Below are 21,439 nucleotides of genomic sequence, written 5' to 3'. Positions count from 1 at the left end.
TTCAAAGATCTGTTTTTTCGGGTGGGCCCAGCTGCTTCAACTCGTCGCTATACAGGGCCACCAGCAAGGGTTCGCCTTGTTCGTTCACCCGAAACTGACCGTACCTGGCGGCCTCGTAATATTCAGCATCGCCCTCCTGGAAAAAGAATGCGTTGGTGGCGAAGTGCACGATGTCATGGCGTATCCGGTAGCGCAGCAACAACTCCTCCAGGGCCAAATCTTGTCCGTTGAACAGCGTTTTGAAGCTCGCCCTGTTCTGGCTGTCGAGGGTAACAATGACGTAGTGGGTTGACGTCTTCGCCGTTAAAAATGCCTGCGCATTGTGTCCAAAGGCACGGCGAATTTCCTGGCCGATAGCGAAGCTCAGGGTCATGTAGTCGCCTTGCATCAGCGAGCGCGGATCTACCGGCGCTAAATCAAGATAAACCACCTTGCCATGAGCCAACTGCTGCTCTTTCTGGAACACCGACAGGTTCACCATCGCCAAAGCGACCAACAAGGCTAGCAAACCAATAATTCGGCGGCTTAACCATTGTTTCATGGGTGCTCTCCCGCCTGTCCATTCACCAGTCTTAACATCAACCAGCGCACGGCCAACAGCAGTAAACCGGTGGCTAGCAAAATCTGGGCTTTAACCATCAGGGTTACGTGCAGCTGATAATAAAAAGCACTGACGTAAAACAACAGGCCCGCAATACCGATGCTTTTCAGCAAGGTGTTGCTGCCAGCTTGGCCCAGCACAATCACCATCATGCACACCAGCAAGCCCGGCGCGTCGGCACTGGCTAACGCCAGGGCTGTCAGGGCGCAAAGCGCCAATATTTGCACCCAAACCGCTGTCTGCAGGCGCTGGCAAACGCTGTACACAATATAAACAGCAGCCAAGCCCTCCAACAACGGTGCCGACCAGCCATAAATCGCAGGCAGCGTATCAAGAGCTCCGTTCCACACCGACCAATTCAGACCGAGCACAACCTCACTTCTGCTGGTAACCAGTGCCAGCACGCCGCCATAGCCCCAGGCTCGCAGAGCTGGCAACATACGCGGCAACTGGAATTCATGCAGCCACACCCAACCGGTAAATGCCAACACAGTGCCGCCCGCCGCCACGTTCAGTAGCGGCAATTCGACAAACACAAGCAAGCCAAGTGCGGCTATACAAGTTGAAAACACGCGGTGGATAAAGTCCGGCATAAACACCGCTAAAAATATTTGAAAGCCAGTAATCAACAGCGTGGCACCTATAGCATCAGCGCCCCCAAACGAGCCCCAGGCCACAAAACCCTGCCCTGCAAGGCTAAACGCCAACGCCATATGCCTTACGAACTCGCTGGCCGCACTTCGCAACAGCCAGAATGCAATGCCAATCAACAATAGCCCTATTGTCCACAGCAATAGCGGGCTTTCAAAAAACCAATCTAACTCCAGGTCGAAGAAAAACAGCAGCGCGATGGCCAAAAACAAAAACAGCGCCGCCAGCCAGCCAAAAAAGCCCATAAACACCGAGATGTACCAGGGCGAACCTGCCTCCCCCGGCACTGGCGGCGACCCCTCTACCAAGCCTTGCTGTTGCAAGCTGCTCCATAGCCGTTGATGTTCAGCGTTCATACCTGCCATCCCCGGTGAATAGACCGCAGCCAGTTAACGGCCAACGTACTCAGAGCCATCAACGCTATAGCCATCAGTAATACACCCCCGCTGTTGTCGAGGTGCCACACCAGATGTTTAACCAGCAGGCTGACAACAATCGCAATCACCGAAGCCGCCGCGAGCGTCAGCATAAACAAATCCTGGCGTTGGTAGCGGTAAACCCCATACACAATCGTCACTGCCAATAGAAACACCAACGCGGGAAGCCATAAATCACTGCTAGAAAACACACTTTCAACTACTCGCAGAGTCAGTGGCATTAAGGTAGCCATTGCCAACAACCGCACCGCCCAACGCTGATTAAGCCAGGGCGCACGGCCGGCTAGCCACTCCCATGCACACAACATAAACCCGTTCGCGGCAAACTGGACCCACAACAGTTGCCCATAAGCCTCCGTTGAAAAGCGGCCACTAGGCTGAAAGTACAACGTCAGCGCGAAGTTGACCAAAACGGCCCAAAGTACCCACAGCGGTGCAAATCGGCCAATCAGGGCAAAGGGTGTCAGTAGTAACATCCACACAAAAAACAGCTGCCAGGGGTCGGCACCGGTCTGGTAGGTTTGCCCGAACAGCGCCAGCAATCCGCCCAACAGAAGACCGGTCGAAAGCAGCGCAACCTTGCCAGCCAAGGTTTCGCGCCCGGCCAGCCAGTAACCCACAAACGCCAGCAGTAAAGCTCCTTCGACCAACGCGAAACGAGCCAGTCGGCCCAGCTCACCCCAGTTGAAGGCTACAAAAAGCAGTACGGAAAAGGCCAGCGCCAAGCCACCCAGGCACAACAGCAACACGTCTAAAAAGCGCAGCCACTGCCGGCCCGCCGGAAACACACCGGCTATCGCCGCGGCGCGGTTTGAATCTATGGGCGCAATCTGGCCGCCGTCAACCAAAGCAACAAACGCTTTACGTGTTTCAGACTGTATTTCAGGCTTTGCTTCAGATTGCGTTTCAAACATAGCGGCTGCGCCCTCCTGGCACGACTTACTAGGCAGATGCCCGTTACTCCGCGGTCGCCCGCCCCATGAACCTGCGTTCTTCCACATTCACTTTGATGCGGTCGCCCGTGGAAATGTGTTCAGGCACCTGAATCACCAAGCCTGTGACCATAGTCGCCGGTTTGGTTCTGGCTGTGGCAGAGCCACCTTTAACCGAGGGAGCCGTGTCCATTATTTCAAAATCGACCGTGGGAGGCAGCGCCAGCGCTACGGGTGTATCTTTAATTAACACAACCATCATGCCTTGGGTTTCTTCGGTAACAAACAGCAGTTCTTCAGCAATGGCGCCTTTATTCAACATGTACTGCGTGTAGTCTTCGGTATCCATGAACACACATTCTTCGCCATCGGCGTAAGAAAACGACGCAGTACGGCGAGTCAAGTCCGCCAGATTCAGCATATCGCCGTCTTTGAAGGTTTCGTCTTTCTTACTGTTGGTAACCACATCATACAACCGCATGCGGTAAAGGCTGCCGCCAGCCCGGCCTTGGGGTACAGACCGCTCGATGTCCTTGACAAAATACACCCGACCTTCAAACTCGATGGCAGAGTTTTTCTTGATTTCACTTGCTCTAGGCATTTTCAAAGCTCCAAAACAGCATGATAAACAAACCGGTGCCAAGCAAATGCCGGCACGGGTTCAGACCCGGTGATTCTACCGTCAGAAGCGCTTTGCTGGTAGCTCTCACAGATCAACACAACCAAAACCGATTTAATGTAAGATTGCGGCCCTATGAAAACACCAAAACGATTACAATCCCTTTTAGACGACGGGCTGATAGACAGCGTGCTGTATCAGCTCATGAGCGGCAAAGAAGCTCAGGTATACGTGGTGCAGTGTGGCGACCAGGTTCGATGCGCCAAAGTGTTTAAAGAAGCGTCAAAACGCAGCTTCAAGCAGGCCGTGGAATACCAGGAAGGCCGCAAGGTACGCAACAGTCGCCGTGCCCGCGCCATGGGTAAAAAAACCCGCTACGGCCAAAAAGAGCATGAAGACGCCTGGCTGAACGCCGAGGTAGACGCCCTTTACCGCCTGGCGGATGCCGGTGTGCGGGTGCCACGGCCATCAGGCTTTGTTGATGGGGTACTGCTGATGGAACTGATCAGCGATGCCGATGGCAAAGCCGCGCCCAGGCTGGACGACGTTGAACTGACCCGCGAACAGGCGCTGGACTTCCACCAGCAGGTGATTGCCGACGTCGTGCGCATGCTCAGCGCCGGACTGATTCACGGCGACTTGTCGGAGTTCAACGTACTGCTGGATGATCAGGGGCCAGTAATTATCGACCTACCCCAGGCGGTAAACGCCTCTGGTAATAACAACGCCGAGCGAATGCTGGAGCGAGACGTAGACAACATGCGCCGTTACTTTGGCAAGTACGCGCCGGAGCTGATGAACACCGATTACGGCAAAGAAATCTGGGAGCTGTACGAAAGTGGCCGCCTACACCCCACCAGCAAACTGACCGGGTGCTTTATTCACGACACCCACAGTGCAGACTTAGGCGAGGTGATGGCGGTGATTGATGCCGCCAAGGAAGAAGAACGCGATCGCCTGGATCGACAGCAGGCGAACGACGAAGAAGATTAGCAAACATCGAAGCAAAGCTGACGCCACAACGTCAGCTTTTTTTACATGTTCCTTCAAAATCTGCTTAAAAAATCTGCAGCTCTCTCACTAATCGATTGTTTTCTGAACATTATCCGTGAAACGGCTTTACTTTTGCTTGCTTATTCGATGCGACCCAATCCCGGGTCACGGCGAGCTTTTTTGTTGGCGCCTGATAATAAAAAAGGTGTACTTCATGACCAGAAAGACCAGAACCGTCCCGCTGTTTAAACGCGTCATTTTTGCCACATCGATCATTCTTACCAGCAGCCTGGCCCTCGCCGGTCCGTTGTCGTTTAACGACATTTTTGTGTTTGGCGATAGCTTGTCTGATACCGGGAATAACCGAAGCAAGGTGCCATTTGGCAGTTCTGCCCCTGTTGCCAACGCCGTAGGCTATGGTAGCAATGGCCGCTTTTCCAACGGCCCGGTATGGCACGAATACTTGGCTGACGCATTGGGTATACCACGCGCGACCAATTCGGAAAGCGGCGGTAATAACTACGCCTTTGCTGGCGCCGAGGTCAACAACGATCCCGGCCTCTTTGGCGCCACTTCTGGCATACTGGTTCAGGAAACACTCTACAACAACGATTTAGCGGGCAGTGCCAACGCAAACGACCTCTATATTACCTGGGCCGGCGGCAATGACATGCGTGGCCTGGCAGGCGTTGCCGATCCGATCGCCGCCATTAACGCCCAACTGGACAGTTTTGTGGGGGTTATGAGCCGGCTAGTGGGCAACGGTGTAGGCACGCTTCTGGTGCCCAACCTGCCGGACCTTGGCCTGATTCCGGAGTTTGCCGGCTCAGCTAATAGGGCCGCAGCGACCGCCGTCAGCGAAGCCTGGAATATCGGCCTGGAGCAGCGTCTGATTAGTTTGAGCACAACCACCTCAGCCTCTATATTTTACCTGGATGTTTTCGGTATATTCGGATCTGTTCTGGACGGTACTGCCGTCGCCTCAGGAATTACCAATACCACCGACCAGTGTCGGTCCGTATCGGACAACTTCATAACTGAAACCGCATGTAATAACGCCGACACATTTCTGTTCTGGGACGAAATACACCCCACCACCGCCGCTCACAAGTTCTTGGGATTAGAGGCATTTGCACTGCTATCCTCAGGCAATTCGGTACGTGCCGTACCCGAACCGGCGGTGATCTGGCTGATGCTGCTGGGCCTTGGCGCTATTGTTGGGCGCCGGGCGACAGCCGCAAAGCCTGTCTGACCTGCAATCAGATTTCAGAGAGTGATCGCAAATGCCCGCCGGTGCTAACGGCGGGCATTAACCTCACCAGGGCAGCCGCTCACCGGTCTGATGCCAGAACGAACCCGTGTTATCCAAATTCAGCGCCTCAATTCGCGCCGTTAGCCCGCTGATGGATTCGGCAGTTGTGATTTCGCCCCTGCCTTTGGTCATGCCGGTTTGCACAAAACCTGGGTGCAACTGAGCCACTGCAATGCCTTTGGGTTCAAGATCTACCGCGAGGGATTTGCCAAACGCATTCAGTGCTGCCTTAGAGGCCCGGTAGCCATACCTGGCCCCCGAATTGTTCAGGGTTATTGAGCCCAATCGGCTGGTAATGTTGGCAACTTTTCCTCCAGACGGTATGAGCAACATAAGCGCCTCTGTCACTCGCAGCGGCGCATAAGCATTTACTTCCATCTGTGCTCGCAGGGAATCGAAATCAATGCTGCCCAGCTCGTTTTCCTGCAGCAAGCCGGCGTTGTTGATCAAAAGATCAATGCGCTCGCCTGCCAATGCGTCCGCCAGCCCTGCCACGCTTTCATCGGACGTTACATCCACATGCTCTATCACCCGCGCCGCTGCGGCGTCCAGCTCGTCAGAGGTTTGGCGGCATACGCCAATAACGTAATGGCCAGCACGGCTATAGTGCTGCGCCAGCTCCAAGCCAATGCCGCGGTTGGCGCCGGTAATCAAAACAACCCGTTTTTTCATTATTCATTCCCCTGTAAATAGCGATTGTACGTCGATTAAAAACAGTAATACCTTTCCGTCAGTCAAAAAAAAACGGTGAAGAGGCTTCATCCTCTTCACCGTTTTTATCAGCCGTTGATTCGGTCAGGTATCGCGCCGGCTTTCAGAGCGCGCGATGATAGACGTACCCACCAGATCACCGGTCACGTTCAGGCCGGTTGCGCCCATACCTACCAACGCATCAATAGACACCAGCAGGGCCACAGTTTCAATCGGCAGGCCCACCTGTGCAAACACCGTGGCAATCATCACAATACCGGCGCCTGGTACGCCCGCGGTGCCAATCGATGTCAGCGTGCCGATCAGCACAATCTCGGCCATGGTCATCAAATCCAGCGGAACACCCACCACATTGGCGGCGAATACGGCGGAAATGGCGATTCGAATGGCAGCACCGTCCATATTAATGGTGGCACCTAACGGCAAGCTGAAACCGTATATCCGCTGGGGAATATTCAGCTTCCGCGCTGCGGTAATGGTCAGTGGCAAGGTGCCGGAACTGCTCTGGGTGGCGAAAGCCGTCGCCATAGGCGTTCTGGCTTCGCGGAAAAATCCACGTACGTTTACACCAAAACCGCGCATGATTACGCAATACACAACCAGCTGAACGGCCAGCGCAATGTACAGCACCACCACCATGTCGCCCAGGGCCATAATCGTTGCCATACCCTGCTCACCGGCGGTTTTCGCCACAATTGCAAATACGCCGATGGGCACGTATTGCAACACGCCTGCCATCACTTTCAGGGTCATTTCACTGAGCCCCTCAATCACCTTATAAAGGTGCTCGCCCAGCTCAGCGTGCTGTTCTGACTCCCGCAACTTCAACAGCGCAATACCGAATACAATGGCGGTAAAAATAATCCCCAGCAAATTCAGTTCGGTGAAAGCCGTAAAAATATTATCCGGAATAATGTTTAGCAACACCGCCGCAAAGCCGGGGTTGTCCGGAACTTTTATCGTTGCATTTTCATTCAGCGTCATACCACTGCCTGGCTCAAGCCAGGTTGCAACGGCTAACCCAACAATAATCGCCAGTGCAGAAGATGCAATGTAATACAGCATCAGTTTGCGACCGACCCGCCCCATACTGCCGATATTGGCCTGGTTGATACCCACCATTAAAGTGAACAGCACGATGGGTACAATCAGGAATTTCAGCAAACGCAGTAACAATTCGCCAAACGGTGCCAACCAGTCAGCCACAGGCTGGCCACCAATAAGCCCAACGGCGATGCCCAACACCAACGCAATACTGATGCGCAGAATCAATGACGAATTGAGGTAGCCCCGAAACAAAGCTTTCATCGGCTGATTCCCGACAAAATTGAATAATCGTGTGCCATAAAACCCGTTCCTGATTTTGAGTGGCGCCGATTGTGGTGGAAATCAACCGATAGGTAAACTGACGCAACCAAGCATAAGCTAATAGCTTCAATGCGTTTTGATCTTTGGCTGAGCCGTGAATTTTTACCCACAAAAGCTGTGGATAACCTTGTGAGAAGCCTTAGGACAGCCTCGCACAACCCTGTAGCCATGGGCACCGACGGAAGTTGGTGGGAAAGTGACCGGTTGATAAGTGACGCATACCCAACAGCGCACTGGCGTGTTTCAGATTACAGGTGCATTATCAGAGTTATGTCTTCTGTATAAGGACAATTGCTATGCCAATGATCGGATGGATTATCTTACTCGTCTCGCTGGCGCTGATTTTAGGCAACCTGGTCATACTGCGTGACACGTCAAACAATATGAGCCTGTCTGGCGAAAAACTGGAAAAAGTACGCAAACGCAAGGCCGAGCAGGAAGCTCTCGACAAACAAGACAAACAGGACGACTGACGGCACTCAGGCTACTTCAACTGAGCGCCCAGCCACTGATCAATCTGAGCCTGATTCACGGCGCCACTCTGGCGAGCATACTCGCGCCCATTGCGAAACAGAATCAGCGTGGGAATACTGCGAATCCCAAACTGCCCCGACGGGCCTGGGTGCTGCTCGGTATTCAGCTTGGCAAACCGCACCTTACTCTTCCAGCCTTTCGCCGCCAGCGCAAACTGCGGCGCCATCGCCTTGCACGGGCCGCACCAGCTGGCCCAAAAATCTACCAGCACCGGTAAGTCGCTACGAGCGACGTGAGTGGCAAACGCCTGTTCAGTAAACTCGGGCACATTATCTGGCCATAGCGACTGTTTGCACGCGCCGCAGGTGCCACCCGCTGACAAGCGACTGGCAGGAACCCGATTTACTTTGTTGCAGTTTGGGCAAACGATGTGCCGGTTTTCATCCACCATGAAATTGCCTCACTTAAGATACTGTTCAGGATACTGCTTAAAATACTAGTTACGATACTGCTCAAGATACTATTCAAGATACTACTCAAAAGCCGCACTTTACGTTAAGGTCAACTTTTCTGTGGGCGATTTCGCACAATGCGTTCTATACTCTGGAAAAGATTAACACCCTTAACCTGACAAAACCAAAGCCCTCACAAGGGGCTCTGTGTTCCTCAAGCCACCACCCAAGGACGAGGATAATGACAACAACAAAGTCAAAAACCGTGCACTCCCCCATTTTCACTGATGGCGCGGAGTTTCGAATTTCCACCTTCAAACTGCTCAAACAGGACGGCTCGCTGTACAAAGGCGGTAAAGCGCCGGATGTAAGCAAAGAAAAAACCCTGCGCATTTATCACGCCATGGTCACTACCCGCATTCTGGACGAGCGCATGTTAGCCGCCCAACGCCAGGGCCGGCTCAGTTTTTACATGCAATGCACCGGTGAAGAAGCCGCCGTTATTGGCAGTGCAGCAGCACTGGGTGATAGCGACATGATTATGGCCCAATACCGCGAACAAGGTGCGCTGGCCTACCGTGGTTTCACCATCGACGAGTTCATGAACCAACTGTTCGGGAACGACAAAGACTACGGCAAGGGCCGGCAGATGCCGGTGCATTACGGTTCGAAAAAACTCTATTACATGACCATTTCGTCGCCGTTGGCCACCCAGATTCCCCAGGCCACCGGTTATGCCTATGGCCAGAAGCTGGCCGGTGAAGGCCACTGTACTCTCGTCTATTTTGGTGAGGGTGCCGCCTCCGAAGGCGACTTCCATGCGGCTCTGAATATGGCCGCCGTTCACCGGGTACCGGTGATCTTTTTCTGCCGCAACAACGGTTACGCCATTTCCACACCGGCTTCCGAGCAGTTCGCTGCCGACGGTATAGCACCGCGGGCCTACGGCTACAAAATGGACGTAATTCGGGTAGACGGCAACGACGTTCTGGCAGTGTACCAGGCCACCGAAAAAGCCCGCCAACTGGCCGTTGAAGAGAACCGCCCGGTGCTGATTGAAGCAATGACGTACCGCTTGGCCGCCCACTCGTCTTCCGATGACCCCTCCGGCTACCGCAGCAAAGACGAAGAAGCCATCTGGCGTGAAAAAGATCCAATTCTGCGCACTCAAAACTGGCTGAAGTCGCACGATTGGTGGACTGACAGCGAAGAAAAGGAATTACAGGAACGCCTGCGCCGCGAAGTTCTTGAAACCATGAAACAAGCGCAGAAGCGGCCACCACCGGCACTGGAAACCTTGATCACCGATGTTTACAAAGAAGTGCCTCCCGCCCTGAATGCGCAATTCGAGAAACTGAAAGCGCACATTCGCCGGCATCCGGACGCCTACCCAAAAAGCGCAAACGATCCGGCCATTACTGGCAAACCCGCCAGCACCCAAAAAGGAGAGGCTTGAAATGGCGAAAATGAACATGCTGCAAGCCATTAACAACGCCTTGGATACTGCCATGGCGGCGAATGAGCGGGTGCTGTGCTTTGGCGAAGACGTCGGCATTTTTGGCGGTGTATTCCGCGCCACCAGCAATCTGCAACAAAAATACGGCAAGACGCGCTGTTTTAACACGCCCTTAGTGGAACAAGGCATCATCGGCTTCGCCAACGGTCTGGCGGCGCAAGGCTCGGTGCCCGTGGCGGAAATACAATTCGCCGATTACATTTTCCCAGCTTTTGACCAGATCGTGAACGAAACCGCGAAATTCCGTTACCGCTCCGGCAACCTGTTCGATGTTGGCGGGCTGACCATTCGCGCACCTTACGGCGGTGGCATTGCCGGTGGCCTATACCATTCCCAATCGCCGGAAGCCTATTTTGCTCACACACCAGGCCTGAAAGTGGTAGTACCACGCAATCCACATCAGGCCAAAGGCCTTTTATTGGCCGCCATTCACGACCCCGACCCGGTGTTGTTCTTTGAGCCCAAGCGCCTGTACCGGGCATCCGTGGGCGAAGTGCCCGAGGAAGCCTACCAACTTCCATTGGGCGAGGCCGAAGTGCTCAAAGAAGGCACAGATATAACGATTCTGGGCTGGGGTGCACAAATGGAAGTGATCGAACACGCCGTCGAAATGGCAGAAAAAGACGGCATTTCCTGCGAAGTGATCGATCTACGCAGCATCTTACCCTGGGACATCGATACCGTGGTCAAATCGGTTCTCAAAACCGGACGCCTGGTGGTTACCCACGAGGCCCCGTTAACCGGCGGCTTTGCCGGCGAAATCGCGGCCACTATTCAAGAACGATGCTTTCTGTACTTGGAATCGCCTATTGCCCGGGTAGCCGGAATGGACACGCCCTTCCCGCTGGTGCTGGAAAAAGAACACCTTCCCAATCTGTTGAAGGTGTATGAAGCCATTTGCGACAGCGTCGAATTCTAACCCGGTATCAGGACAGGAGAACAAACATGAGTGATTTTATACTGCCCGATATCGGCGAAGGTATTGTGGAGTGCGAACTGGTGAAGTGGCTGGTCAGCGAAGGCGACATGATCGAAGAGGATCAGCCGGTGGTTGAAGTAATGACCGACAAGGCGCTGGTGGAAATACCCGCACCTCACAAGGGACAGATCAAGCGCCTTTATTACAAAGAAGGCGACATTGCCAAGGTGCACGCGCCGCTGTTTGAGTTGTCAGAAGAGGGCAGCGAACAAGAAGACGACGCCAACAACGATAACGACGATTCCGCCTCAGAAAAGGCCACCGCAAGCTCAACGCCGGCCATTCAAAAGACTGAAACAAAAAAACAGGCGAGCGATAGCGCCGGCCCTAGTGAAGCAACAAGCGCTGCGGAAACTAAAACACCGGCCAGCCCGGCAGTAAGACGCCTGGTGCGCGAGTACGACTTGTCATTGGGTCACATCAGCGGCTCCGGCAGAGACGGCCGGGTGCTAAAAGAAGATGTGCTGGCTCACCTGAAACGACGACAAGGCCAAACAGACACGCCCGCACCCACTCAATCAGCGAAGCGCACCAGCGCCGCTGACCAGCAGGTACGCGTAGAGCCTATCAAGGGCATGAAGGCGGTGATGGCAAAGCGCATGGCCGCCGCCGCCTCCAGCATCCCGCACTTTATCTTCAGTGAAGATATCGATGTGACCGAACTGCTGGCGCTGCGCGCGCAGCTCAAACCCCTGGCCGAAGCCAGCGGGTCACGGCTTACCTTGATGCCGTTCATCATGAAAGCCATGGCCCTGGCCATTCGCGAATACCCAATTCTGAACAGCCGGGTAAACGACGAGGTCACTGAAATCCATTACCAGCCCCAATGCAACATTGGTATGGCGGTGGACAGCAAAGCCGGGCTGATGGTGCCCAACATCAAAGGGGTGGAACATCTCAGCCTGCTGGAAATTGCCGATGAAGTGGCGCGATTGACCGAAGCTGCCCGCGAAGGCCGCGTGGCTCAAGACGACTTGAAAGGCGGCACCATCACTATTTCCAACATTGGGGCATTAGGCGGCACCTACGCTTCACCCATCATCAACGCACCGGAAGTGGCGATTGTAGCCTTAGGCCGCACCCAAACATTGCCGCGCTTTGATCAGGCAGGCAATGTAACTGCGCGCGCTATTATGCCCGTCAGCTGGGCAGGGGATCACCGCATAATCGACGGCGGCACCATTGCCCGTTTCAGTAATTGCTGGAAAGGCTATCTGGAATCGCCACAGTCCATGCTCTTGCACTTGGGCTAAGCCAGATGGCCCGGCCGAAAAAAATGCGGGGGCAGCAAGCGCCGCCCTCGCAGATTCAACAGTTCTACATACCCGAAGAGCAGTCCATTTATCTGCTCAGTCACGACGACGCGCGCAAACTGAAAAACTGGGTGGCGCTTTGTACCACCCAACTGCAAACGCTGGGATACCGCGACATCGAGATGATCGGCAAAGGCGCATACGGCTTTGTGTTTTCCGGCAAACTAACCCTGGAAGGCGCCAGCGATCTGGAACACGTGTTCAAATTTATCCGCATCAATCTGCCGCGCCACCTGCACGACCGCCTGGAAGACGAAGCTTATATTCTGGAACAGGTAGAGCATTCGCGGGTGCCGCGCCTGATTGCTTTCCAACGGGCGCGCAGCCAGCCCATTCTGGTGATGGAACGAGCGCCAGGGTTAAATCTGGAAGTGGTATCGCTGCGCGAAGGGCGCCTGAAGCCGCGGCTGATCATCCGCATAGCCGACCAGCTGGCCGACATCCTGCGCAACCTGCGCCGGGAACCCACCGATGGCAAACGGCCCATTGTGCACGGCGACATCAAACCCTCCAATCTGGTCTTCGACGCCAAGCACGAAAACATCGCCCTGATCGACTGGGGCTCGTCGGTGTTCGCTCAATTGGACGCCAGCCAGCAGTTCCTCAACAATAGCGTGATGGAGCTGATGTCGGACAATCTGCAACAAACCAACGCTCGGCTGGGCGATGTGTACTTTATTGGCGAGGAACAGCTTTACGGCGGCCTGTCATCGCCGCGCTTTGACGAGCAAGGTGCCGCAGCCACGCTTTACGCCCTGGCCTCCGGCCAATCCTGCCGCTTTGGCCACCAGGCAATACCCGCCGACTCGTTGGGACTGCCCATGGAATTCGCCCGAATGCTGGACGGCATGCTTAGCCCCGATCCCCAGCAGCGCCAGCAAGCCGGTGACTACTACATTCGGGAAATGCCCAGAATGGCTCGCACGGTGATGATTGATCTGCTCGAACCTGCGCCCGTTCCACTGGTGCCCGTGTGGATGCGCCAGCCCGGGCGCGAAATCGACACGGTGGTGTACAGCTCGCGCAAATCCTTCCTGCGCCAGGAAGGCGCGGTAAACACTCTGGACGACGTCAACGACGTGCAGCTGGACCGTTACTACAAGAACTTCATGCAGGGCATGGGCGACACCGAAAAAGCATTCCTGGCTGCGGTCAGCCGCCTTGGCCGCTACCCGGTAGAAGGCGGTCTGGCGGTGCGTTGGGAGCCTAACGGCATTTATGTAGACACCTCATTGCACCTGCACGACCCACAACTGAAAAGCGCCTTCACCACTGCCGTGAACAACATGGTCAACCTGGCCCAGGCCATCTACCGCCAAGGCATCTTTAAAAGCTGCCTATTCAACGCCCGCGACACACTGCACATTGAACGCGATCAAGCCGACCAGCCGTTTGTGACGCCGCCGACCATGCATTTGCCATATCAGATCAGTTCGGCGCCAGAGGTAGAAGACCGCTCACGAGTGCACTCTTACTTTGAAGACGGCCCAGACCCGGAAGAGTTTCTGGTATTGCCGCCCACCATTATCACCGCACTTGAAGCCTTGAACAGCATCCGCCATACCGGCATGATCATTTTTGAAGCCCTACCCCTACACCTGAAAATTCACAGCCAATACCGCCTGCTGGACCCGGCCAAAGAGGACGAATTCCGCCAGCACCTGGACGAAATTCTGGCCGCCGTCGACGAGGTCACTGGCCTTGGCGTGTCCGGCTTTATGAAAATGCCTTACAAAGACACTCGCTTCTTTCCCCACATCGAACGCCTGCCAGAACGCTATTACCCCCGCAATCCACGGCAGGAGGCCGCGCAAGCAATCTAGATTGCCTGGGGCGCCGCACTCTTCGCAAATGCAGCGCTTTGGGATAGGATGCTGCCCCAATCTATTTATCACAAACACACTCTATTTACCGCTTACACACTCAGGCTCCCATGTCCTCTAACGCGCTCTACACCGACCTGTCAGGCTATTACGATCTGCTGTGTGCCGACATCGACTACCAGGCCCAGAGCCACAGCGCACAGCGCCTGCATCAGTTGTTCGGTAATGGCGGTAATACTCATCTGGACCTGGCCTGCGGCACCGGCCCCCACGTGCGTTACTTTATCGATGCCGGCTACCACAGCCGCGGGCTGGACATTAGCCAGCCCATGCTGGAAATGGCAAAAATCCGCTGCCCGGAAGCGCAGTTTGTACTGGGCGACATGTGCGATTTTCAAGTGAATGAGACGCTGAACCTGATCACCTGCTTTTTGTATTCCATTCATTACAGCAGCGAACTTGAAGCGTTACAAAAATGCCTCGTCCGCGTGCATCAGGCATTAAAGCCAGGCGGCGTGTTCTGCTTTAATGCGGTTGATAAACACAAAATCGACAACAACCTCTGCGTCAGCCACACCGCCAGCCATGAGGGCAGCCACTTTACCTTCAGCTCAGCCTGGCATTATGGCGGCACGGGCGACCGGCAATCGCTTAAACTGGGCATAAGCAAAGCCACAAACGGCGTTATGCAAACGTGGCAGGACGAGCATCCGATGGTGGCAGTGAGCTTCGACCAATTGAACGAGCTCCTGGTGCCGTATTTTGACGTTCACATTTTCGAACACGATTACGACAAAATTACCCCTTGGGACCAAGACTCTGGAAACGCGCTTTTTGTGTGCGTGAAACGCAAGATCTGCGACACCGCTTAATTTTGGAGGTGAAGCCCATTTCGACAATATGAGACGTTTCTGCTCCGTCGCGTCTGGCGTAACGTGCGGAATAGCGCCACTGCCATAAACATCAGAAGAATGCAGAAGGGCCGGCTGATCATCCCGCCGAGTCGGCATATCAATCACCACGGAGGCGAAATCGGATGAGGTCGTAAAGAAAATGACGACGGGACGAAAATGCGCCGGGGCTTTGGGCCAGCCGGCGCGTGTCACGGGCAATGCGGGTTTTAGTTGGCCGTCTGTTCAATCACGTCGATGCCATAGAGTGTTGTGGTGCCACTCACTTCGTTACCTACCGCCAGCATGGGTTTGCTGTTCGGACTCTGGCCCGCCGGGATGAAGACCATGCCTTCCGGCCCGAGATCTCCGGCCATGCCGTTTTCCAGGTCAATCTGTGATACCGAAAAGTCGCGGTTGTTGATGTACTGCACGAATTCCGGGTTCTGCGGATTGGTCACGTTGTAGACCATGATACCGCCGACCCGCTCAAGGCCGATGAAGGCAAACGTCTGTCCGTTGATCTCCCCGGTTGTGATGGCTTCTGGCTCCGGGCCTTTGTCGTCAGACCGGTTGTCGAACGAGTTCTCGTCGTTCTGACTGTTGAAGTTATCGGGAATCAAGCTGGCGGTTATCCGTTCAAACTCGCTGCCGCTGTCGAATACCCGCTTGCCGTCGGATGACCAGATGGAGAAAGACCGCGCGCCGTAGGCGTAGAGTTCTTCGTAAACGCAGGTGGTTTTCACATAACTGGTGTCGTATTCACCGCCAGTCAGCGTCACGTTAGCGGGGTTGCTTGGATCACAGGTACCGCCGTTACCCAAGGTGGATGTAACGTTCAGGCGGCCGAGGTTGGCATTTTCCTTTAGTTCGGCGGCGTTCGGGAACGCCGTGCCATCCAGGGTCAGGTCAGCAATGCGGAATTCTTCGCTGAAGCCGCCGTAATCCCGAGAATCGCCCTCGTTGGCAGTCAGGTAATAGGTTTTGCCGTTGTAGCCGTAGCTGGCCATTGAATCCGGGTTGTACATACCCTTCACCGGCCAGTTACGAATGTTGATACCGCCGTCGTCGTTGCTGGCGTCCAGTTCGTTGCCGATGAGGCTATGGTCTTTGAAGCCCAGCGGCAGGATAGCGGTGATTTCACCGGCGGCAATATCCAGTTCAGCCACGGCGTTGTTTTCCTGCAGGGCAACCCAAGCGGTCTGGTTATCAATGGCAATCGCAATGTACTCCGGCTCCATATCCTGCGCCAGTGTTGCGCCCGGGCCGAATACCCGCAAGCCTTTAGCCTCAAGTGCGGCCTGAGCAACGTTAAACGCCGTGAAGCCTGCAGTGGTTACTGTCGCGGAAGCCACACCATTGGACAGGTCGATGATGCTGACAGAGCCTTCCGGGTCATTGGTGTAGTCGTCACTTGGCTCGCCTTCATTGGCGACCAGTAAGGCTTTGCCGTCCCGGGTGAAGGTGACCATATCCGGCAATGCGCCCACGGTAACTTCGCCCACTTTGTTCAGAGCGGTGGTGTTGTAGAACACGACCTTGCCGTTGTCCTGCTTAACATTCGCTTCAATAGCGACGGCAACCAGGTTGCCATACACTGCCACACTGTTGGCGGATGCGCCTTCAGCGGATGCGTCGATGGTGCCCAGCTTGGTGGGCATTTTCGGGTCGTTGATGTCCAGCACATCAACCGTGGAGTCGTTGGCATTGACCACAAACAAACGCTGGTTAGCAGTGTCATAGGCGACGATTTCGGCCGCGCTTTCGTCGAAGGCACCGCTGGCGTAACTGCCCAACACATTGAGTTCAATGAGGGTCTGGCTGGTGCCAGATGCACCATCAGCACCGTCATTGCCATCGTCACCGCAGCCGGTCAATGCAATGAAGGAGCTCGTAATGGCTAGAGTCAGAAAAGATTTGCGAAATTCCATGGTCGCCTCAGTGTGTCCGATGTGATTGGCTTTCGAATGGACCATAAAACGGCAATATGACAATCTTGGGTCAGATTAAAGTCTGTTTCATGTCAGGCATGGGGCTAGACTGTCTAGGGAGACGCTGATCAAGTCAGCTTGAGTCGCTGATTTGGTAAAATCAAACTCCCGATTTCTGACCGGGATTGAACAAATCGTGCCCTGGTCACGGTGGCTAAAAGCACTATCGCCCTATTACTACCCAGATTCCCGCGGCAAACGACGACGTCCGCCAATTCCCCTGAAGCGCATTCTGCGGATGTACTTTGTTCATACTGCCCTTCCCTCAGATTGAAAAACCCCCTTTAGCTGAAGTCACACCGAAGTTCACGGCATAATGACAGAGCCATCTTCTTAAAATGTTTTTGCGCAAGTAGAGACGGCGACACCCGCACAGTTCTCCGCCGTTTTGTTATCTTTATAGAGGAAGGACGATCTGAAATAATGCGCTAGAGCGACGTAAAACTTTGTGTTCAAAATCGAGAGCTGGTCGCTGGATTTATCTCAACTACGCTGTTAACGTTCAACCCGGATTTTTCAACAGACTCACATATTTTCAAGGACTGAAGATATGCTCCAAGCAAAAGGATTGCAGTTCACCGCCCGTGTTGGCGAACTGCCCGAAAATGTTTTCTCCGTAGTCGGCTTTGAGCTCACCGAAGGCCTGTCGGAGCTGGTTCATGGCCGTCTTAAAATGGCCAGCAACCTGCCGACGCTGGCGGCCGCCGACGCATTAGAGCAGTGGTTAGAACTCATTATCTGGCAGGACGGCACAGCGATTCGCCGCTTTACCGGTGTTGTCAGCGAGTTTGTCCGCGGCGACAGCGGGCATCGCCGTACTCACTACGAAGTGGTTATTCAGCCGCCTCTATGGCGCCTGGGGCTGATGCACAACAGCCGCATATTCCAAAGCCAAAGCACCGACACCATCCTGAGTACGCTTATACGCGAAAGGGGCATTGCCGATGCGGTGTTTGACCTGCAACACACACCGCCAGAACGAGAATATTGCGTGCAACACCGGGAAAGCGATCTTGCTTTTCTTGAGCGACTGGCCGCCGAAGAGGGCTGGCATTTTTATTATCAACACGGGCGTTATCAAAACGGCAGCGTTGACGACCAGGAACAACCCGCTCTGATTCTAGCCGACAACCATCGCAACGCCCCCAGGCTAGAAGCCGTTGAATACAACGCCAAAGCCGGCGGCAGCAGTCGGCGACCCGCGGTATTTCGCCTGCGGTACGAGCAACGGGTAAGAGCTGCAGCGGTGGCCATGAAAGACTACACCTTTCACAATCCTGCTTATGCATTAATGCAAGAACACACCGCCAGCAGCCTTCAGCGCGACGACTACCAACACTACGAATACCCCGGGCGCTTTAAAACCGATGCCAGCGGAAAACGGTTTACCGAAGCTAAGTTAGATGCGCTGAGGAATGACGTCAGCGTCGCCAGCGGCGAAAGCAACCGCGCTGATTTTACCTGCGGCGCCAAAGTGCAGCTCACCCACCACAACAACGAAAAATTAAATCAGGACTGGCTAATAACCCACGTTGCCCACAGCGGCAGCCAGCCACAAGCACTGAAAGAAGAAGCCGGTACTAAACCAACCACTTATCACAACCGCTTCAGCGCGGTTCCCGGAAACATCAACTGGCGCCCCCGATGCACTCACCGGCCGCTGATGGACGGCCCACAAATCGCCATCGTAACCGGGCCTGATGGTGAGGAAATCCACTGCGACCAACACGGCCGGGTTCAAGTGCGCTTCCCTTGGGATCAGCGTTCACGGACAGGCCAGGCAGAGAGCTCTGAATCAAGCGGGGCACAAAGCAGCGCCTGGTTGCGAGTCAGCCAGGGTTGGGCAGGCGGTCAGTACGGCTTTATGGCTTTACCAAGAGTGGGCCACGAAGTGATCGTGTCGTTTCTGGACGGCGATCCAGACCAACCCATCATCACCGGCCGCACTTACCACGCCACTAACACACCGCCCTACGCCCTGCCCCAGCACAAAACACGCACCACTCTCAAAACCCAGACCCACAAGGGCGAAGGCAGCAACGAGCTACGCTTTGAAGACGAAGCCAACAAAGAACACATCTACGTCCACGCCCAGAAAGATCTGGACCTGCTCACGGAAAACAATCGCACCGAAGTCATCAAAAATGACAGCCATCTGACCGTTGAGAACGACCGCTTCAGCCACGTCAAAGGCAACGATCACACAACCGTAGATGGCGAACACCGGGAAAAAATCGGCGGCGACTGCAGCCTCACGGTTAACGGCAGCCACCACAGCAAATTCGGCAAAGCCCAACTCATCGAAGCCGGCAACGAAATCCACCACAAAGCAGGCCTGAAGATTGTTATTGAAGCCGGTGCAGAAGTGACGCTGAAAGCCGGTGGCAGCTTTGTGAAGCTGGATCCGAGTGGCGTAACCATTTCCGGGCCGCTGGTGCGGATGAATTCCGGAGGTGGGGCTGGGGGTGGCACCGCTGCAGCTTTGACGACCCCGGACCTGCCGCATGCCATGACTGCAGTCGGAGAAAAGACGGCTCCGGGCGGATTGGCTGATGTGGGGCAGCGCGCGGACGCAGCCTCAGTCGCTACAAATGCAACGGGTTTCGCCGCCGCCTCGGCGGCGACTGCCACTGTAAAAGCAACACTAGCGCCAACAAAAACCGTATTAAGAGAGGCTGCCAATGCTGTCAGCCTGACCGCTTCCGACTGTGAGTTTGATGAACGTGGGCGCTGCAAATTACATCAACACGATTCAAGTAATGTAAGCCAATCAGCAGTCAAAACGAGTACAGCCAGCACCTCAAAACCGAGCAGCGCAGGCAGCAAAGAAGACACAACAGATCACGCTGAGCCAGGGTTTCACGTTGTTCGAAAGGTCATGAGCAAAAATGCTTTGCTGCAAAGCTTGTATGGCGACACCTCTGCCAAGCCGGACAGTTTTGACCGCCTGAACCCCAACATCAGCGAACGGCTTCTGCCAGGTGAAATGATAATACTCGGTGATCCAAATATGTTGGAGTGCACCCAGAACGAAGCCGATTTGATGAATGTTGCCAGTCAGGTTAATGAGAGAGTGCAAACGCTGGACGAGGAAGAAGCTCAATTTCTAATCGATCATTATGATTTGCTGGAAACACTGACTTCAAGTGCCTCAACTGGTGTGGGAGCTGGCTCAGTGATGATCGCAAACCAGATCAAGTCTATCGAAATTACGTTAAGAGATCTTGAGGCGCTCCATCAGGATAGTTACAAAAAGCATGGCCACCTCAATAATTCAGAATTTTTTGAGAAGCGCCAAGGACTTTTCAAAAGACTGAATTTCTCACTGGGGAAAATCGCTCGCAAAGGCATGTCACTGGGCGATAACCCGAAACTTAAAATCGCCCTTGGACTCTCTTCTAAAAGTATCGTGCACAATTGGAAACAATCCGGTGTCGGCAATATCCCGGGCTATGCAACCCACTACGACAAGCTGGCCACAGGCGCGAAATATGCCAAATTTGGCGGTTACCTTGCTATTGGACTTGATATCGCAGTGACTGAAATGCGGATCAAGGAAGCCTGCATAACCGGCAGGGATCAAGAATGCACTAAAGTAAAGTATAGCCAGCGTGGCCGGGTAATCGGTAGCACAGCAGGAGGCACGTTGGGGGCGACAGCCGGCCTTGCTGGGTGTGCAGCCGTTGGTTTGACAACCGCTGGCATCGGCGGGCTCGCCTGCGCAATAATCGTCGGTGGCGCAGGATCAGTAGCGGGAGGCATCGGTGGTGGTAGCGCTGGAGAGAGTGGAGGAGAAATTATTTACGAAGGTGTTTATCGTGACTGATCAAGTGGAGTTTATTTTTGCCTGCGCGATGTTCGTCGCGTTCGGGCTCATCCTTCTTTGCACGTTAATCATTATGACTGTGGCGTTTCCGAAGATTAGAGAAATTGAAAAAATTATATCAGCGGCCACCCTAAACCCATCAACTGGGCGTAATTTATGGGGCGGTGATCCGTTCGGTAGACTCGTTCGGACCACCCAGGTTTTTTCGTTTTTAGCAATGCGCAACCTGCCCGGTCATTTTCGTCGCGCAGCTAGCAAAATAGGAAACGTCAACGCAGAAGTTTCTCGCTATTTATTTCTTTGGGCGTTCATACCGACTTTGGGGCTTTTTTCATTTGGAGGAATTGCCGTAAGCGTCAGTCTTATTATCAGTTGATAAGCCCACTGCATGCAGCTTTGTGAAAGTGGATCCGAGTGGCGTAACCATTTCCGGGCCGTTGGTGCGGATGAATTCGGGAGGTGGGCCGGGAAGTGGGAGTGCGATGGCAGCAAAGGCACAGGAAACACCTGCATTAATTACTGCAGGTGAAACAAACCTTGCTCCTGTGAGG

The 21,439-nt window shown here is 54.4% G+C and carries 17 protein-coding genes and 1 pseudogene; 10 read left to right on the top strand and 8 right to left on the bottom strand.

Features of this window, described 5'->3' with window-relative positions:
• Position 1: 1 nt before the first annotated feature.
• From MIH18_RS19140 to yeiP, 4 genes are read right to left on the bottom strand one after another with little or no spacing between them, the layout of a single operon-like run.
• Complete coding sequence (locus MIH18_RS19140; RefSeq protein WP_249013268.1) at positions 2-541, bottom strand: GDYXXLXY domain-containing protein; 540 nt, start codon at positions 539-541, stop codon at positions 2-4.
• Entirely contained in the window at positions 538-1,608 is a 1,071-nt protein-coding gene (locus MIH18_RS19135) for a DUF4401 domain-containing protein (RefSeq protein WP_249005724.1), read from the bottom strand. The genes MIH18_RS19140 and MIH18_RS19135 overlap by 4 nt, the downstream gene beginning before the upstream one ends.
• Positions 1,605-2,603, bottom strand: coding sequence for a DUF2157 domain-containing protein (locus MIH18_RS19130; protein ID WP_249013267.1), 999 nt, complete (start codon positions 2,601-2,603; stop codon positions 1,605-1,607). Before MIH18_RS19130 ends, MIH18_RS19135 begins: the two co-directional genes overlap by 4 nt.
• Before the next feature lie 43 nt (positions 2,604-2,646).
• Positions 2,647-3,222, bottom strand: coding sequence for an elongation factor P-like protein YeiP (gene yeiP, locus MIH18_RS19125; RefSeq protein WP_249005726.1), 576 nt, complete (start codon positions 3,220-3,222; stop codon positions 2,647-2,649).
• A 153-nt stretch (positions 3,223-3,375) separates the two neighbouring features.
• On the opposite strand from yeiP, the gene MIH18_RS19120 reads away from it, so the two are divergent.
• The gene (locus tag MIH18_RS19120) at positions 3,376-4,233 is read left to right on the top strand and encodes a PA4780 family RIO1-like protein kinase (protein ID WP_249005727.1); all 858 of its coding nucleotides are present in this window, start codon (positions 3,376-3,378) and stop codon (positions 4,231-4,233) included.
• A 214-nt stretch (positions 4,234-4,447) separates the two neighbouring features.
• Positions 4,448-5,485, top strand: coding sequence for an SGNH/GDSL hydrolase family protein (locus MIH18_RS19115; protein WP_249005728.1), 1,038 nt, complete (start codon positions 4,448-4,450; stop codon positions 5,483-5,485).
• 63 nt (positions 5,486-5,548) lie between these two features.
• Here MIH18_RS19115 and MIH18_RS19110 read toward each other — a convergent pair whose 3' ends face one another.
• The gene (locus MIH18_RS19110) at positions 5,549-6,217 is read right to left on the bottom strand and encodes an SDR family oxidoreductase (RefSeq protein ID WP_249005729.1); all 669 of its coding nucleotides are present in this window, start codon (positions 6,215-6,217) and stop codon (positions 5,549-5,551) included.
• A gap of 123 nt (positions 6,218-6,340) precedes the next feature.
• Positions 6,341-7,564, bottom strand: coding sequence for a dicarboxylate/amino acid:cation symporter (locus MIH18_RS19105; protein WP_249013266.1), 1,224 nt, complete (start codon positions 7,562-7,564; stop codon positions 6,341-6,343).
• Positions 7,565-7,920: 356 nt separating this feature from the next.
• On the opposite strand from MIH18_RS19105, the gene MIH18_RS19100 reads away from it, so the two are divergent.
• Positions 7,921-8,097 (top strand): DUF2897 family protein, encoded by a 177-nt coding sequence (locus tag MIH18_RS19100; protein ID WP_249005731.1) that lies wholly within the window; start codon positions 7,921-7,923, stop codon positions 8,095-8,097.
• Positions 8,098-8,108: 11 nt separating this feature from the next.
• Here MIH18_RS19100 and trxC read toward each other — a convergent pair whose 3' ends face one another.
• Positions 8,109-8,549 (bottom strand): thioredoxin TrxC, encoded by a 441-nt coding sequence (trxC, locus tag MIH18_RS19095; RefSeq protein ID WP_349293793.1) that lies wholly within the window; start codon positions 8,547-8,549, stop codon positions 8,109-8,111.
• A gap of 242 nt (positions 8,550-8,791) precedes the next feature.
• On the opposite strand from trxC, the gene MIH18_RS19090 reads away from it, so the two are divergent.
• The 5 genes from MIH18_RS19090 to MIH18_RS19070 all read left to right on the top strand — a co-directional run bounded on the left by MIH18_RS19090 (position 8,792) and on the right by MIH18_RS19070 (position 15,053).
• The gene (locus MIH18_RS19090) at positions 8,792-10,006 is read left to right on the top strand and encodes a thiamine pyrophosphate-dependent dehydrogenase E1 component subunit alpha (protein ID WP_249013265.1); all 1,215 of its coding nucleotides are present in this window, start codon (positions 8,792-8,794) and stop codon (positions 10,004-10,006) included.
• Position 10,007: 1 nt separating this feature from the next.
• Positions 10,008-10,985: a transketolase C-terminal domain-containing protein gene (locus MIH18_RS19085; protein ID WP_249005733.1), complete on the top strand. Its 978-nt coding sequence runs from the start codon at positions 10,008-10,010 to the stop codon at positions 10,983-10,985.
• A 26-nt stretch (positions 10,986-11,011) separates the two neighbouring features.
• The gene (locus MIH18_RS19080; protein WP_249013264.1) at positions 11,012-12,298 is read left to right on the top strand and encodes a 2-oxo acid dehydrogenase subunit E2; all 1,287 of its coding nucleotides are present in this window, start codon (positions 11,012-11,014) and stop codon (positions 12,296-12,298) included.
• A gap of 5 nt (positions 12,299-12,303) precedes the next feature.
• Positions 12,304-14,181 carry a protein kinase gene (locus MIH18_RS19075; protein WP_249013263.1) on the top strand — a complete coding sequence of 626 codons (1,878 nt, stop codon included), beginning with the start codon at positions 12,304-12,306 and terminating at the stop codon, positions 14,179-14,181.
• A 110-nt stretch (positions 14,182-14,291) separates the two neighbouring features.
• Positions 14,292-15,053 carry a class I SAM-dependent methyltransferase gene (locus MIH18_RS19070; protein ID WP_249013262.1) on the top strand — a complete coding sequence of 254 codons (762 nt, stop codon included), beginning with the start codon at positions 14,292-14,294 and terminating at the stop codon, positions 15,051-15,053.
• Between the two features lie 248 nt (positions 15,054-15,301).
• On the opposite strand, the gene MIH18_RS19065 is transcribed toward MIH18_RS19070, so the two are convergent.
• Positions 15,302-17,002 carry a choice-of-anchor I family protein gene (locus MIH18_RS19065; RefSeq protein WP_249005737.1) on the bottom strand — a complete coding sequence of 567 codons (1,701 nt, stop codon included), beginning with the start codon at positions 17,000-17,002 and terminating at the stop codon, positions 15,302-15,304.
• Between the two features lie 610 nt (positions 17,003-17,612).
• Here MIH18_RS19065 and tssI point away from each other — a divergent pair.
• Both tssI and MIH18_RS19055 read left to right on the top strand, forming a co-directional pair.
• Positions 17,613-19,535: pseudogene (tssI, locus tag MIH18_RS19060) on the top strand (type VI secretion system tip protein TssI/VgrG); the annotation flags it as partial.
• 1,345 nt (positions 19,536-20,880) lie between these two features.
• Complete coding sequence (locus tag MIH18_RS19055; RefSeq protein WP_249013261.1) at positions 20,881-21,264, top strand: hypothetical protein; 384 nt, start codon at positions 20,881-20,883, stop codon at positions 21,262-21,264.
• Positions 21,265-21,439 lie beyond the last annotated feature (175 nt).

Origin of the sequence: Marinobacter sp. M3C (assembly GCF_023311895.1) — a bacterium.
Lineage (GTDB): Bacteria > Pseudomonadota > Gammaproteobacteria > Pseudomonadales > Oleiphilaceae > Marinobacter.
The sequence above is the reverse complement of the archived record's forward strand: the minus strand, read 5'-3'. Positions and strand labels throughout refer to the sequence as shown.